The sequence below is a fragment of the Nonomuraea sp. NPDC049624 genome, from assembly GCF_040675255.1.
GTDB lineage: Bacteria > Actinomycetota > Actinomycetes > Streptosporangiales > Streptosporangiaceae > Nonomuraea.
The window spans coordinates 1,091,157-1,103,739 of record NZ_JBFAOR010000002.1; the positions used below are offsets into that span (position 1 = coordinate 1,091,157).

The following is a 12,583-nucleotide window of genomic DNA, read 5'->3' on the forward strand; positions in this document are numbered from 1 at the left end:
TCAGTCCCCCACCGGCGCCCGCCCTGCCCAGCCGACGCCCCGATGAGGGGGCTTCCGGGAGGACCGGGGAACGCGCACAGGGAAGCGGCCCAGCAGCGCCGCCAGAGCACCCCATGGTGGTCGGGCCGCGACGCCGAGAGCATGCACGACGCACATCTTGGGCGCTCCCGAACCTGGCATCAGGGCCCCGAGATGGGCGGCGCCACGAGTTCAACGGTCGCCACCGACATGCCCGTACCTGGGCGATCCGGTCAGCCCACAGCAACGCGGCTCAACGGCCTGCCACCTCAGGACGTCCCCAAGGGCGCCGACCTGTCAGCCCACACTCGCGACCAGCTCGACGCTGTGGCCGCCGAGCTGAACGTCAGCCCCCGCAAGGCGCTCAACAGGGACACCCCGGCAGAGGTGGCTCGCCGAGCCCCTGGCACACCCACCTCGACCCCGCTTTCCGACCCGGGAGGCGGGGGTGTGAGGGATGCTCAGGAGGCCAGATCCGTGGCCAGGCAAGCATGAAGGTGTTCATCATGAAGCCGGCCGTCCCCGAACCTCTTCGCTGATCGCATCACGCCTTCCAGCACGAACCCCGACTTCTGCGCCACCCGGCACGAGGCGTGATTCTCGACGGCATGCGTGAGGACGATCCGGGCGAGCTGCAGCGTGGTCATCGCCCATGTCGTGACTGCCTGGACGGATGCGGTGGCGGCGCCTCGGCCGCGCGCCCAAGGCGCGATCCGGTATCCGATCCGGGCCTGGGCGTTCTCCAGGTCAAGCCCGTGCAACCCGATGTTGCCGACGTAACGCCCGGACTCGGCGTCGAGGATCGAGAATGTGGCGTGCGTTCCGTCTGACCAGTCGGCGCCCTTGAGGCAGTCCGCAACGGCTCCGGCCTCGTCCTCGATGCGGCAGCGGGGGTTCCAGAGAAGCACGTCCGGGTCCCTGGCAAGGCGCAGGACCTCCGGAGCGTCCGCCGTACTGGGCGGCCGGAGGACGAACTGCGCTGTGGACAGCTCGACCAACGCGGGCGGAAACGGTGGCATATCCCGAAAGGATGCCATGAAGATCGCCGAAAGCGCCCGTGCTTGGACATCCTTCGAGCGACCTGGTCGGCATCCGAAGACACCGAAAGTGCACACCATCGCCGGGCCGGCCGCCGACCAGGCCGAATCCACCAGGCCAGGGACGGGCCATGGAAAGCCGACGGCCCGCGCCGGAGGGAACCGGGGCGGGCCGTACGGGCGCGGGGGAAACAGGCGGGTCAGTGGCCGTGGCCGTGGCCGTGGCCCTGGCCGGCGGCCGGAGCCTCCTCCTCGGGCTTGTCCACCACGAGCGCCTCGGTCGTCAGGAGCATTCCCGCGATCGAAGCCGCGTTCTGCACCGCGGACCGGGTCACCTTGACGGGGTCGATGACACCCTGGGCGATCAGGTCGACGTACTCGCCGGTGGCGGCGTTGAGGCCCTGGCCGGCGGGCAGCTCGGCGACCTTGTGGGTCACCACGTAGCCCTCCAGGCCGGCGTTCTCGGCGATCCAGCGGGCCGGCTCGACCAGCGCGCGGCGCACGACGCCGACACCGGTGGCCTCGTCGCCGGTCAGGCCGAGGTCGTCGAGCTCCTTGCCCACGTGGATGAGGGCCGAGCCACCGCCGGAGACGATGCCCTCCTCGATCGCGGCGCGGGTCGCGGAGATCGCGTCCTCGAGGCGGTGCTTCTTCTCCTTCAGCTCCACCTCGGTGGCGGCGCCGACGCGCAGCACGCACACACCGCCGGCGAGCTTGGCCAGGCGCTCCTGCAGCTTCTCGCGGTCCCAGTCGGAGTCGGACTGCTCGATGGCAATCTTGATCTCCTTGACGCGGTCCTCGATCGCCTGCTGGTCGCCGGCGCCGTCGACGATGGTCGTGGCGTCCTTGGTGACGACGACGCGGCGGGCCGTGCCGAGCACCTCGAGACCGACGTGCTCCAGCTTGAGGCCGACCTCTTCGCTGACGACCTGGCCGCCGGTGAGGATCGCCATGTCCTGGAGCATCGCCTTGCGGCGGTCGCCGAAGCCCGGGGCCTTGACGGCCACGGAGGTGAAGGTGCCGCGGATCTTGTTGGTGACCAGGACGGCCAGGGCCTCGCCCTCGACGTCCTCGGCGACCACGAGCAGCGGCTTCTTGGTCTGGGCGACCTTCTCCAGCAGCGGCAGGAAGTCGGCGATGGAGGAGATCTTGCCCTGGGTGAGCAGGATGTACGCGTCCTCGAGGACGGACTCCATGCGCTCGGGGTCGGTCACCATGTAGGCCGACAGGTAGCCCTTGTCGAACTGCATGCCCTCGGTGAACTCGAGCTCCATGCCCATGGCGTTGGACTCTTCGACGGTGAGGACACCGTCCTTGCCCACCTTGTCGAACGCCTCGGCGATCAGCTCGCCGATCTTGGCGTCCTGGGCGGAGATGGTGGCGACGTTGGCGATCTCCTTCTTGTCGCCCACCTCGCGCGCGCTGGCCAGCAGCCGGTCGCTGATCTCCTTGGCGGCCTTGTCGATGCCACGCTTGAGCGACAGCGGCGAGGCGCCGGCCGCCACGTTGCGCAGGCCCTCGCGGACCATGGCCTGGGCCAGCACGGTGGCGGTGGTGGTGCCGTCGCCCGCGATGTCGTTGGTCTTGGTGGCAACTTCCTTGGCGAGCTGGGCGCCGAGATTCTCGTAGCGCTCCTCCAGCTCGATCTCACGAGCGATGGTCACACCGTCGTTCGTGATCGTCGGCGCACCGAACTTCTTGTCGATGACGACGTTACGGCCACGCGGGCCGAGGGTTACCTTCACGGCGTCCGCGAGGGCGTTGACACCGCGCTCAAGCGCGCGACGGGCGTCCTCGTCGAACTGCAGGATCTTCGCCATGCTGAAAGTCCTCTCCTGGCGTCGAAAGCCCCGGGCCCTCAAGAGCGCCCGGGGCTCGACACAACCGGCTTACTTCTCGATGATCGCGAGAACGTCGCGGGCGGAGAGCACGAGGTACTCCTCGCCGCCGTACTTGACCTCGGTGCCGCCGTACTTGCTGTAGAGGACGACGTCGCCCTCGGAGACGTCGAGCGGAATACGCTTGTCGCCGTCCTCATCCCAGTTGCCGGGGCCCACCGCGAGGACCTTGCCCTCCTGCGGCTTCTCCTTGGCGGTGTCCGGGATGACCAGACCGGAAGCGGTGGTCTGCTCTGCCTCAAGCGGCTGAACCACGATGCGGTCGCCGAGCGGCTTAACGGGAACCTTGGTGGCGGTCGTCACGATCGGACCTCCCCTTCAGATTTGAATGATCTAGAAGAGGCGACCAGCGGGGCCTGCCGTCGCGGGTGTCAGACCTGCCTCGTCGCACGTTGGCACTCTCAAGGTGAGAGTGCCAACAGGAAACATATGCAAGAGGGCCTTGACAGTCAACACGAACGCGTCTGCTCACAGCGATCAGACGTAGGAACCCTCGGTCAGATCGGCGACGACGCCGGGCCGGGAGGGGTTCCAGCCGAGTTCGGCGCGCGTGCGTGTCGCGCTGATGCGCTGGCCGAGCGCCAGGGCCTCGGCGAAGCCGGCCCCCAGCACCTGGGCCGCCTCGGCCTGCGGCCAGGGCTCGGCCTGCGGCTTGACGCCCGCGGACCGGGCCGCCGCCTCGGCCACCTCGGCGACCGGCACGGCCTCCTCGCTGATGCCGTGGTAGACGCGGGCGCCGCCCCTCTCCAGGACGGCCACGACGAGGTCGGCCAGGTCGTCGACGTGCACGAACGTCCAGGTGTGCGGCTCGCCGCCGTCGGTGACGTAGACGCCGGCGCCGCGCTCGGCGGCCTGCGCGCGCATCATGGCGGGAATGCCGCCGCCGCGCCCGTGGACGACGGCGGGCCGGATCACCGAGCCGCCGCCGTCGATGACCAGCTGCTCGATCTCGTGCCGGTACGCCACGAGCGGAATCGGGTCGGCCGGGCTTTCCTCGTGCCCGTCGGCGGTGGCGCCGAGCACCCACACGCCGCTGGTGAAGACGACCTTCCGGCCCGACGCGGCGAGCACGCCGATCGCGGCGAGGTCGGCTTCCTTGTCGCCGCCGAGCTGGGCGGCGACCACGATGGCGTCGATGTCCGGGGTGATCGCGGCGGCCAGCCCCGCGACGTCGGCCAGGTCTCCGTGACGCTCGTCCGCCACGCCCGGCACGCGCCGGGACCCGTCGGCGGCGGGCCGCACCAGGACGGCCACCTCGTGCCCCTGCTCGGCCAGCCGCTCGACCACCGCGCCGCCGATGTACCCCGTCGCGCCCAGGACCAGCACCTTCATGATGAACCTACCTCGAAAACTTCTACGTTGAACATTTCGACGTCGTGGACAGTACCGCACGATGCCGAACATTTCAACATCGAAGCTTTGGTAGGGTGATCCCCGTGGATGACGCGGTGGACGTGATTCTCGGACAGTGGGCGCGGACACGGCCCGACGTCGACGTGTCCCCGATGGGCGTGATCGGCCGGGTCTCGCGCGCCTCGCGCCTGCTGGAGCGCGGCGTGAAGGACTTCCTGGCCGAGCACGGGCTGGAGGCGTGGGAGTTCGACATGCTGGCCACGCTGCTGCGCAGCGGCGCCGACGCCATGTGCATGAAGGACCTGTCCGCCTCGGCCATGGTCAGCCCCGGCGCGCTCACCAACCGGATGGACCACCTGGTCCGGCGCGGCCTGGTCCACCGCTGGCCGGCGCCGAACAACCGGCGCATGACGCTGGTCGCCCTCACCGACGAGGGCAGGAGGGTCGCCGACGAGATGCTCGTCCTGCACGCCGCCAACGAGGAGCGGCTGCTCGCCGGGCTGTCCGGGGGCGAGCGCGAGGCCCTGGCCGGGCTGCTGCGCAGCCTGCTGGTCTCCCTGGGCGACACCTCCCTGTGAGCGAGCCCGAGTCGTGAGCGGGCCCCGGATCACGAGCGGTCCGGATCGCGAGTGGCCCCTGGTCGTGAGCGACCCTGAGTTGTGAGCGGAGTGCGTACATGGATCTCGACGCCTTCGGCGAGCTGCTGACCCCGCGCGGGCAGCGGGCGCTCGCCGAGGCCGCGGAGCTGGCCGGGACCGATCCGGTCGCGGCGGCGACCAGGCTGCGCCGCACCTACGACGCGGCGCTCACCTCCGCCGCGCTGACGCAGGCGGCGCTGCGCGAGCGCGCCGCGGCGAAGTTCGGCGCGGACGCCGCGGTCATGTACTTCACCCCGCACGGCCTGGAGCAGTCCACCCGCCGGGAGGTCGCCGACCACCGCGCCCGGCGCATGGGCGCCGGGCGGGTGATCGACGCCTGCTGCGGGGTCGGCGGCGACCTCCTGGCGCTCGCCCGCGCCGGTTGCGAGGTCGACGCCGTCGACCTCGACCCGCTGACGGTCGCCGTGGCGAGCGCCAACGCCGACGCGCTCGGGCTGGCCGACCGGGTGCGGGTGCGGGTGGGCGACGCGGCGCTGGTCCGGCCCGAGGAGTACGACGCGCTGTTCGCCGACCCGGCCCGGCGCAGCGGCAAGGGCCGCACGTTCGACCCCATGGCCTACTCGCCGCCCTGGCCGGTCGTGCTCGACCTGGTCGCGCGGGCGCCGCGGGCCTGCCTCAAGGTCGCCCCCGGCATCCCGTACGAGTTCATCCCCGAGGGGGCGGAGGCCGAATGGGTCTCCTACAAGGGCGAGGTCAAGGAGGCCACCCTCTGGACCGGCCCCCAGGTCGGCCCCGTCCGGCGCGCCACCCTGCTGCCCGGCGGCCACACGCTGGCCGCCACCGGGGTCCAGGCGCCGGTCGGCCCGATGGGCCGCTACGTCTACGAGCCCGACGGCGCCGCGATCCGGGCCCACCTCGTGGGCGAGGTGGCCGAGCTGATCGGCGGACGCCTGCCCGACCCCATGATCGCCTACATCACCACCGACGAGCCCAGCCACACCCCCTGGGCCTCCGGGTACGAAGTGGACGAGGTCATGCCGTTCTCGCTGAAAAAGCTGCGCGCCGCTCTCCGCGAACGCCGGATCGGAAATGTCACCATCAAGAAACGCGCGTCGGCGATCGACATCGAACGCCTGCGCGCCGATCTCCGGCTTTCCGGCGAGAACGCCGTCGTCATTATCCTGACCCGCATTCTCGATAAGCCTTCAGTTATCATCTGCAACCCCCTCCCACCTGCCTGAACAATCCAAAGCGGGCATTCTTCCGCTAAATACGATCTTTCACTTCGACGCCGCCTGACCTTGATCGAAAGGCTAAGGTGGACGGGCGGGAGTTCTCCCCCTTATGCGGTAACCCGCGTACTCGCCCTTTCATCTGCAAACCGGACCTATCCCACCGCTGCGCGGCAGACCGTCGGCGAGCGAAGGAGCCTTTCGGTGGACCATTCCAACCACACCACCCTTCTTCAGGCAGGCGGCCAGTCCGCCATCTCCGAGAGGATGCGAGACCTCCTCGCGCGCGCCGCCCAGGACCATGTCTACGAGCAGCGCACCCAGGGAGCCGTGCTCGACGAGATCCGCCAGCGTCTTGAAGGCATGGAGTGGCTGCTGCGCGAGGTGCGCGAACGCGAGCTCGGCGGCCTGAGCGGCACCCTTGAGGCGGTGAGCGGGCGGCTCGACGACATCACCGCCAAGCCGCCGATGTGGGCGGAGGGCCTGGCCCAGCACGTCGAGGCCGTGCGCGACCACGTCGACGCGGTCGGGGAGAAGATCGGCCACGTCGACGCCCGGGTCGCGCCGGTGGCCGAGCTGCCGAGCCTGTGGGCGGACCTGGGCACCGTGGGCGAGGCGGTCGACGAGGCGCTCAAACGCCTGCAGTCGGTGCTCGACACCACCGACGGCATCACCCAGAACATGTCCGGCTTCGCCGCCAAACTGACGCAGCTCAACTCCAGCATGGAGGCCGCGGCCAGCCGCTTCACCCGGCTGGACAAGTCGGTGGCCGACCTGTCGGGCCGCGCCGAGCGGGTCGAGAGCGTGGTCGGCGAGCTGGCCGAGAGCGTCGCGGCCACGTCGCAGCAGGTCGCCGTCAAGATCGACGCGGCCGAGCAGCGCCTGACCGGCCGCCTCGACGACACCGACCTACACATCGCCGCCCGCCTCGACGAGGCCGACAAACGCCTGGCCGGCCGCCTCGACGAGACCGACGAGCGGCTGACCCGGCGCCTGAACGAACGGCTCGACCGCGCCGACGAGCGCCTGGCCGCCAAGCTCGACGAGGGCGACCAGCGGCTCACGGTCCGGCTGGCCGACGTCGAGCAGCGCCTCACCGCCCGCCTCGACGAGGCCGACCAGCACCTCGCCGTCCAGCTCGGGGAGAGCGAGCTGCGGCTCAGCGGGCGGCTCGACGGCGTCGACTCCCGGCTCGACCGGGTCGAGGGCCGGCTTATGGGGCTCGACACCCGGCTCACCGGGTTCGACAGCCGGCTGGAGTCGGCCGACGAGTGCCTGGCCGACATCGACACCAGGCTCGACGGCGTCGACGGCCGCATCAGCGGCGTCGACAAGCGCCTCACCTCGGTCGACGGCCAGCTCGGCGGCCTCGGCAAGCGCATGGGCACCATCGACGGCCACCTCGTCCGCCACGACGACCGCTTCGACGCCCTCGACGGCCGCCTGAGCGCGCTCGACGACCGCGCCTCGGCCACCGACCAGCGCCTGGCCGAGACCGCCGTGCGCAGCGAGGGCCGCTTCAACAAGCTCGACAACCAGATGGAGTCGATCGACGAGCGGCTGGTCGAGGCGGAGGAGCACCTGATCACCCGGTTCGACACCCTCGACGGCCAGTTCAGCGGGCTCGACAGCCGCTTCAACGGCCTCGACACCCACCTCAACGGCCTGGCCGCCCGCGCCGATCAGGCCGGCGAGCACCTGGAGTCGGTCGACGACCGCATCGAGGCCATGAACCAGCACGTCAGCCAGCTCCCGGCCGCCCTGGCCATCCCCGAGCGGGTCGGCGAGCTCATCGAGTCGCAGGCCGGCGCGCAGGCCGACCGCCTGTCGGCCGCCGCCGACGCGCTGACCGAGCTGGTGCGCTCCCGGCCCGACCGCGACGAGCTGAGCGAGACGGTCAGCGGCATCGTGCAGCCGGCCACCGACGACCTCACCAAGCGGCTGGCCGCGCTGGAGGAGACCATGCTGGCGCTGGCCGAGGCCCTGCTCCGGCCCACCAGGACCAAAGACTGACCCGCCCGGCGGTGGGGCACGCCCCGCGCCTCACCGCCGGCCGCCGGCCCCGCCGGGGCTCAGACGTGGACCGTCGTGATCGGCAGCGACGAGTCCGCCGGGATCTCCAGCGTCGAGGGGGTGACCCCCGCCGCCACCAGGTCGGAGCCCAGGGCGGCGACCATGGCCCCGTTGTCGGTGCACAACCCCGGCCGGGGCACCCGCAGCCGCACGCCCGCCGCGTCGCAGCGCTCCTGGGCCAGCGCCCGCAGCCGCGAGTTGGCCGCCACGCCGCCGCCGATCAGCAGGTCGTGCACGTCGTACTTCTTGCACGCCTGCAACGCCTTGCGGGTCAGCACGTCGACCACGGCCTCCTGGAAGGAGGCGGCCACGTCGGGCACGTGGATCGACTGCCCGGACGCCTCGCGCGCCTCGACCCAGCGGGCGACGGCGGTCTTGAGCCCGGAGAAGGAGAAGTCGAGCGTGCCGTCGTCGATCTTGCCGCGGGGGAAGGTCACGGCCGTGCCGGAGCCCTCGCGGGCGGCCCGGTCGATGTGCGGGCCGCCAGGGAAGGGCAGCCCGAGCACCCGGGCCACCTTGTCGAACGCCTCGCCGGCCGCGTCGTCGACGGTCGAGCCGAGCGAGATGACGTCTTCGGCCACGTCGGGCACCAGCAGCAGCGAGGAGTGGCCGCCGGAGACCAGCATGGCGATGCACGGCTTGGGCAGCGGCCCGTGTTCGAGCTGGTCGACGGCCACGTGGGCGGCCAGGTGGTTGACGCCGTAGAGCGGCACGCCGAGCCCCAGCGCGTACGACTTGGCGGCGGCCACGCCCACCAGCAGCGCCCCGGCCAGGCCCGGCCCGGCGGTGACGGCGATGGCGTCGATGTCGGAGAACTTGAGCCCCGCCTCGGCCAGTGCCGCCTCGACCGTGGGCGTCATGGCCTCCAGGTGGGCGCGGGAGGCGACCTCGGGCACCACGCCGCCGTATCTGGCGTGCTCGTCCATGCTGGAGGCGATGGTGTTGGCGAGGAGCGTGTGGCCTCTGACGATGCCGATGCCGGTCTCGTCGCACGACGTCTCGATGCCCAGGACCAGGGGTGCGTCAGCCATCCAGCTTCCTTCTCATCATGATCGCGTCGGTGCCGTCGTCGTAGTAGCGGCGGCGGGTGCCGATCTCCTCGAACTCGAAATGCCGGTAGACGGCCTGGGCGCGCGGGTTGTCGGCGCGTACCTCCAGGAAGATCTCGCGCGCGCCCCTGCGCCGCGCCTCGGCCAGCAGCTCGGTCAGCATCGCGCTGCCGATGCCGGTGCCCTGATGCTTCTCCAGCACGGCGATGGTCTGCACGTCGGCCTGGTCGGCCGCGACCGCGATGCCGCTGTAGCCGACGATCTCGTCGTCGGCCAGGGCCACCACGTAGTGGCGCGAACGCGGCATGTCGGCCAGCTCGCCGCGCATCATGCCCTCGCTCCACGCGTCGAGCGGGAACGTGGCCCGCTCGATCGCCATGACCGCGGGCAGGTCGGCCTCGGTCATCGGCCGCAGTCTCACGCCGTCACCCTCTTGGGCGCGCCCGGCACCACGGCGTCGGGCCTGCGCAGGTAGATGGGCCGCGGCGGGTCGAGCGGGACGCCCGCGGCCAGCCGCTCGGCGGCCAGCGCGGCCAGCGCGCCCGCGTAGGGGTAGGGCGGGGCGTCGTGGCGGCCCAGGACGTCGGGGTAGAGCCCGGCGCCGGCGCCCACGACCGGCAGGCCCTCGACGGGCACCTCGGCGGGCCGGTCGACGAACGGGCCGTCGGCACGGGTGCGCATGTCCTGGTAGCGCGCCCAGAACACCTCCTTGCGCCGGGCGTCGGTGGCGACCAGGAACGGCTCGCCGAGCCCGCTGCCGTAGGCGACCGCGTCGAGGGTGCAGATGCCGTACGCGGGCACGGAGAGCGTCGTCGCGAGCCCCTGGGCGGTCATCAGCCCGACGCGCAGGCCCGTGTAGGGCCCGGGGCCGCTGCCCGCGACGACGGCCGTCACGTCGCGCAGGGCGGCGCCCGATTCGGTCAGCACGCGTTCGATGGTGGGGACGAGCAGCTCGCCGTGGCGGCGGGCGTCGATCGTCGTGGACTCGGCGAGCACCCGCTCGCCGTCGTGGAGGGCGGCGGTGACGGCGGGCGTCGCGGTATCAAAGGCCAGGACCAGCACGACTGTTTAGCCTACCCGCCGGACGGGTCAGACCCAGCCGGTACGCCGTTTCAGCCACTCCAGCGCGACCACTCCCTGCGCCCGCTGGAACGCCCTGAGCGTGGGCAGGCCGGGCGGATCGGGCAGCCGGCCGTTCCGGACGAAGTAGCCGCTGTGGGCCGCGACGACCGCGGTGACCGCCGGGTCGGGATCGTCGAACAGCTCGTGGGGGGCGGGACCGCCCTGCATGCCGACCGACGGCAGCATGGCCACCTGGTCGTACCAGGGAGCGGCCAGGCAGGCCCACGGCCAGTCGACCACGTACACGCGGTCGGACGTGAGCAGGATGTTGTCGGCCCGCAGGTCGGCGTGGACGAGGGTGTCGCCGGCCGCCGCCGTCTCCCAGCCGGACTCCAGCTCGGCCAGCTCGGGCAGGTGGCGCAGCGCCCACGGGTCGAGCCCGGCGGTGTCCTCGCCGAGCAGTTTGCGCCAGCCCTGGAAGGAGTCGCCCATGACCTCGCCGACCGTGGGAGCCTCGATCGGCGACGGGGTGAGCGCGGCGGACATCTCCTTCAGTGCCGTGAACACCCGGTCGAGCTCGTCGCGCCGCCACGGCATCGCGGGGTGCACGGCCTCGACGTCCTCGAAGACCAGGGCGACCCAGCCCTCCAGCTCGAACGCCGTCAGCAGCTTCGGCGCGGGGACCGACTCGGGCAGCGCGGCGGCGTTCCTGAGCTCGGAGCGGTAGATGCGCACGCTGTCGGGGTTGGGCTCGGGGCCGACGGCCTTGACGAACGCGCGCCGGCCGTCCTCGGTCCGCACGCGCACCGCGGCCGCCGGGGAGAAGCCGCCCTCCTGGGTGACGGCCGCCACGACGCGGCCGCCGAGGAAGCCCTCGACCGCCTCGCGCACCAGCGGGTGGACCTCTGGCCAGGGCACGCGGGCGCCGGACGCCGGCGGGTTGTGGTCAGTGCTCATCGTTCCATGATCAGGCTCGGGACGCGTAGACGATGATGTTGTCGACATATTCGCCTCTGGCGTAGTCGAACTTACCGCCGCAGGTCACGAGTTTGAGCCCGTCGTCGACGTACACCCGCCGGGCCGGGAAGTGGTCCTTGGAGACCTGCTCGATGGCGTCCACCTTGAAGCTGACGACCTTGCCGTCGCTGCGTTCCACCTTGACGGTCTCGCCCTTGCGCAACTGCCTGAGCTTGTAGAACACGGCGGGGGCGGTCTTGGTGTCGACGTGGCCGATGATCACCGAGGCGCCCTTCTCGCCGGGCACCGCGCTGCCGCTGTACCAGCCGGCCATCTTCGGCTTCTCGTACGGCGGCAGCTCGACCTCGCCGTCCTTGCTCAGCCCGAGCTTCATCAGCGGGGCCTCAAGGTCGAGCGACGGGATGTCGATGCTCTTGGGCACCACGCTCGCCGCCGGGGTGGAGGAGTTCTGCATGCTCTTGCCGAAGGCGACCAGCAGCAGGCCCGTGACGGCGCCCGCGAGCACCACCCGTCCTGGACGTGCCATCGGTCAAGCCCGGCTGCGCCGCTTGACCATCACGACCGCGCCGCCGACGAGGACCAGGGCCACCAGCGCGCCGGCCGGGCCCAGCGGGATCGAGGACTCGTCGTCGACGTCACGGCCGAAGGTGCCGCCGCCGCCCGCCCTGGGCGCCTTGGTGGGCACGCCGGTCGGATCGGCCTCGGCCCTGACCACCTTGAGCGTGGCCTTGCCGACGTCGTTGGTGCCGTCGCACTTGACGTCGACGGTGTACGAGCCGCGCTTGACCGTGCCGGAGACCGTCGCCTCGCCCCGGACCCAGGGCGAGCCGTTCGCCGGGCTGCCGGTCGTGGCCGGCGTGGCCGACCCGGCCGGCACGGGGTTGAGCGGGACGCCGTTGAGGAACGCCCGCGAGGTCGCGGTGCCGGTGTGGGCCGGGCCGCCGGACGGCAGCGGGCAGTTGGCCAGGATCCACACCTTGGACGTCTCCCCCGCGGTGACCCGGTCGGGGTTGACCTGGACCGCGATGCTCGGCCTCTTGGTGGGCGGCGGGGCGGTGGCCGTGGTCGTCGCCGTGGTCGTCGCGGTGGCGGTGGTGGACGTCGTGGCTGTGGCCGTCGGTGTGCCTGTCGGTGTGGTCTCGGCCGAGGCCGCACACCCGGTCAGCCCGACCACCATGATGGCACCCGCGTACGCGACTCGCCTGACCCTGAGCACCGCCGCACCCCACTTTGCCGTCTTGCACCCAGCATCCACCAAAAATGTGGATGTCGCCCCTCCTGATA

At 71.6% G+C, this 12,583-nt stretch carries 13 protein-coding genes and 1 pseudogene; 4 read left to right on the forward strand and 10 right to left on the reverse strand.

The genetic code is table 11. The features are described 5' to 3' along the window. Positions 1-273 precede the first annotated feature (273 nt). Positions 274-513, forward strand: a pseudogene (locus AB0J76_RS11310) (hypothetical protein); the annotation flags it as partial. On the opposite strand, the gene AB0J76_RS11315 reads toward AB0J76_RS11310, so the two are convergent. From AB0J76_RS11315 to AB0J76_RS11330, 4 genes are all read right to left on the reverse strand, one after another. Then, positions 480-1,169 carry a GNAT family protein gene (locus AB0J76_RS11315; protein WP_352318687.1) on the reverse strand — a complete coding sequence of 230 codons (690 nt, stop codon included), beginning with the start codon at positions 1,167-1,169 and terminating at the stop codon, positions 480-482. The pseudogene AB0J76_RS11310 and the gene AB0J76_RS11315 sit on opposite strands and share 34 nt — an antisense overlap. 86 nt (positions 1,170-1,255) lie before the next feature. After that, positions 1,256-2,875: a chaperonin GroEL gene (gene groL, locus AB0J76_RS11320; protein WP_352318685.1), complete on the reverse strand. Its 1,620-nt coding sequence runs from the start codon at positions 2,873-2,875 to the stop codon at positions 1,256-1,258. A gap of 69 nt (positions 2,876-2,944) precedes the next feature. Next, entirely contained in the window at positions 2,945-3,259 is a 315-nt protein-coding gene (groES, locus tag AB0J76_RS11325) for a co-chaperone GroES (RefSeq protein ID WP_226899011.1), read from the reverse strand. A 171-nt stretch (positions 3,260-3,430) separates the two neighbouring features. After that, on the reverse strand, positions 3,431-4,285 hold the full coding sequence (locus AB0J76_RS11330) for an NAD-dependent epimerase/dehydratase family protein (protein WP_352318683.1): 855 nt from the start codon (positions 4,283-4,285) through the stop codon (positions 3,431-3,433). Between the two features lie 104 nt (positions 4,286-4,389). Between AB0J76_RS11330 and AB0J76_RS11335 the strand changes: the two genes are divergently transcribed. From AB0J76_RS11335 to AB0J76_RS11345, 3 genes are all read left to right on the forward strand, one after another. After that, the gene (locus tag AB0J76_RS11335; RefSeq protein ID WP_352318681.1) at positions 4,390-4,884 is read left to right on the forward strand and encodes a MarR family transcriptional regulator; all 495 of its coding nucleotides are present in this window, start codon (positions 4,390-4,392) and stop codon (positions 4,882-4,884) included. Between the two features lie 98 nt (positions 4,885-4,982). After that, positions 4,983-6,146, forward strand: coding sequence for a class I SAM-dependent methyltransferase (locus AB0J76_RS11340; protein ID WP_352318679.1), 1,164 nt, complete (start codon positions 4,983-4,985; stop codon positions 6,144-6,146). Positions 6,147-6,341: 195 nt separating this feature from the next. Next, the gene (locus AB0J76_RS11345) at positions 6,342-8,150 is read left to right on the forward strand and encodes a hypothetical protein (RefSeq protein WP_352318677.1); all 1,809 of its coding nucleotides are present in this window, start codon (positions 6,342-6,344) and stop codon (positions 8,148-8,150) included. 59 nt (positions 8,151-8,209) lie between these two features. Here AB0J76_RS11345 and tsaD read toward each other — a convergent pair whose 3' ends face one another. The 6 genes from tsaD to AB0J76_RS11375 are packed head-to-tail and all read right to left on the reverse strand — an operon-like array spanning position 8,210 to position 12,476. After that, positions 8,210-9,241, reverse strand: coding sequence for a tRNA (adenosine(37)-N6)-threonylcarbamoyltransferase complex transferase subunit TsaD (gene tsaD, locus AB0J76_RS11350; protein ID WP_352318676.1), 1,032 nt, complete (start codon positions 9,239-9,241; stop codon positions 8,210-8,212). Beyond that, positions 9,234-9,665 carry a ribosomal protein S18-alanine N-acetyltransferase gene (gene rimI / locus AB0J76_RS11355; RefSeq protein WP_352318789.1) on the reverse strand — a complete coding sequence of 144 codons (432 nt, stop codon included), beginning with the start codon at positions 9,663-9,665 and terminating at the stop codon, positions 9,234-9,236. Before rimI ends, tsaD begins: the two co-directional genes overlap by 8 nt. Before the next feature lie 11 nt (positions 9,666-9,676). Continuing rightward, positions 9,677-10,321 carry a tRNA (adenosine(37)-N6)-threonylcarbamoyltransferase complex dimerization subunit type 1 TsaB gene (gene tsaB / locus AB0J76_RS11360; protein ID WP_352318674.1) on the reverse strand — a complete coding sequence of 215 codons (645 nt, stop codon included), beginning with the start codon at positions 10,319-10,321 and terminating at the stop codon, positions 9,677-9,679. Positions 10,322-10,348: 27 nt separating this feature from the next. After that, complete coding sequence (locus tag AB0J76_RS11365; protein WP_352318672.1) at positions 10,349-11,278, reverse strand: aminoglycoside phosphotransferase family protein; 930 nt, start codon at positions 11,276-11,278, stop codon at positions 10,349-10,351. Between the two features lie 10 nt (positions 11,279-11,288). Further along, positions 11,289-11,825, reverse strand: a complete 537-nt coding sequence (locus AB0J76_RS11370) for a class F sortase (protein WP_352318670.1) — start codon at positions 11,823-11,825, stop codon at positions 11,289-11,291. Positions 11,826-11,828: 3 nt separating this feature from the next. After that, complete coding sequence (locus tag AB0J76_RS11375; protein WP_352318668.1) at positions 11,829-12,476, reverse strand: hypothetical protein; 648 nt, start codon at positions 12,474-12,476, stop codon at positions 11,829-11,831. Positions 12,477-12,583 lie beyond the last annotated feature (107 nt).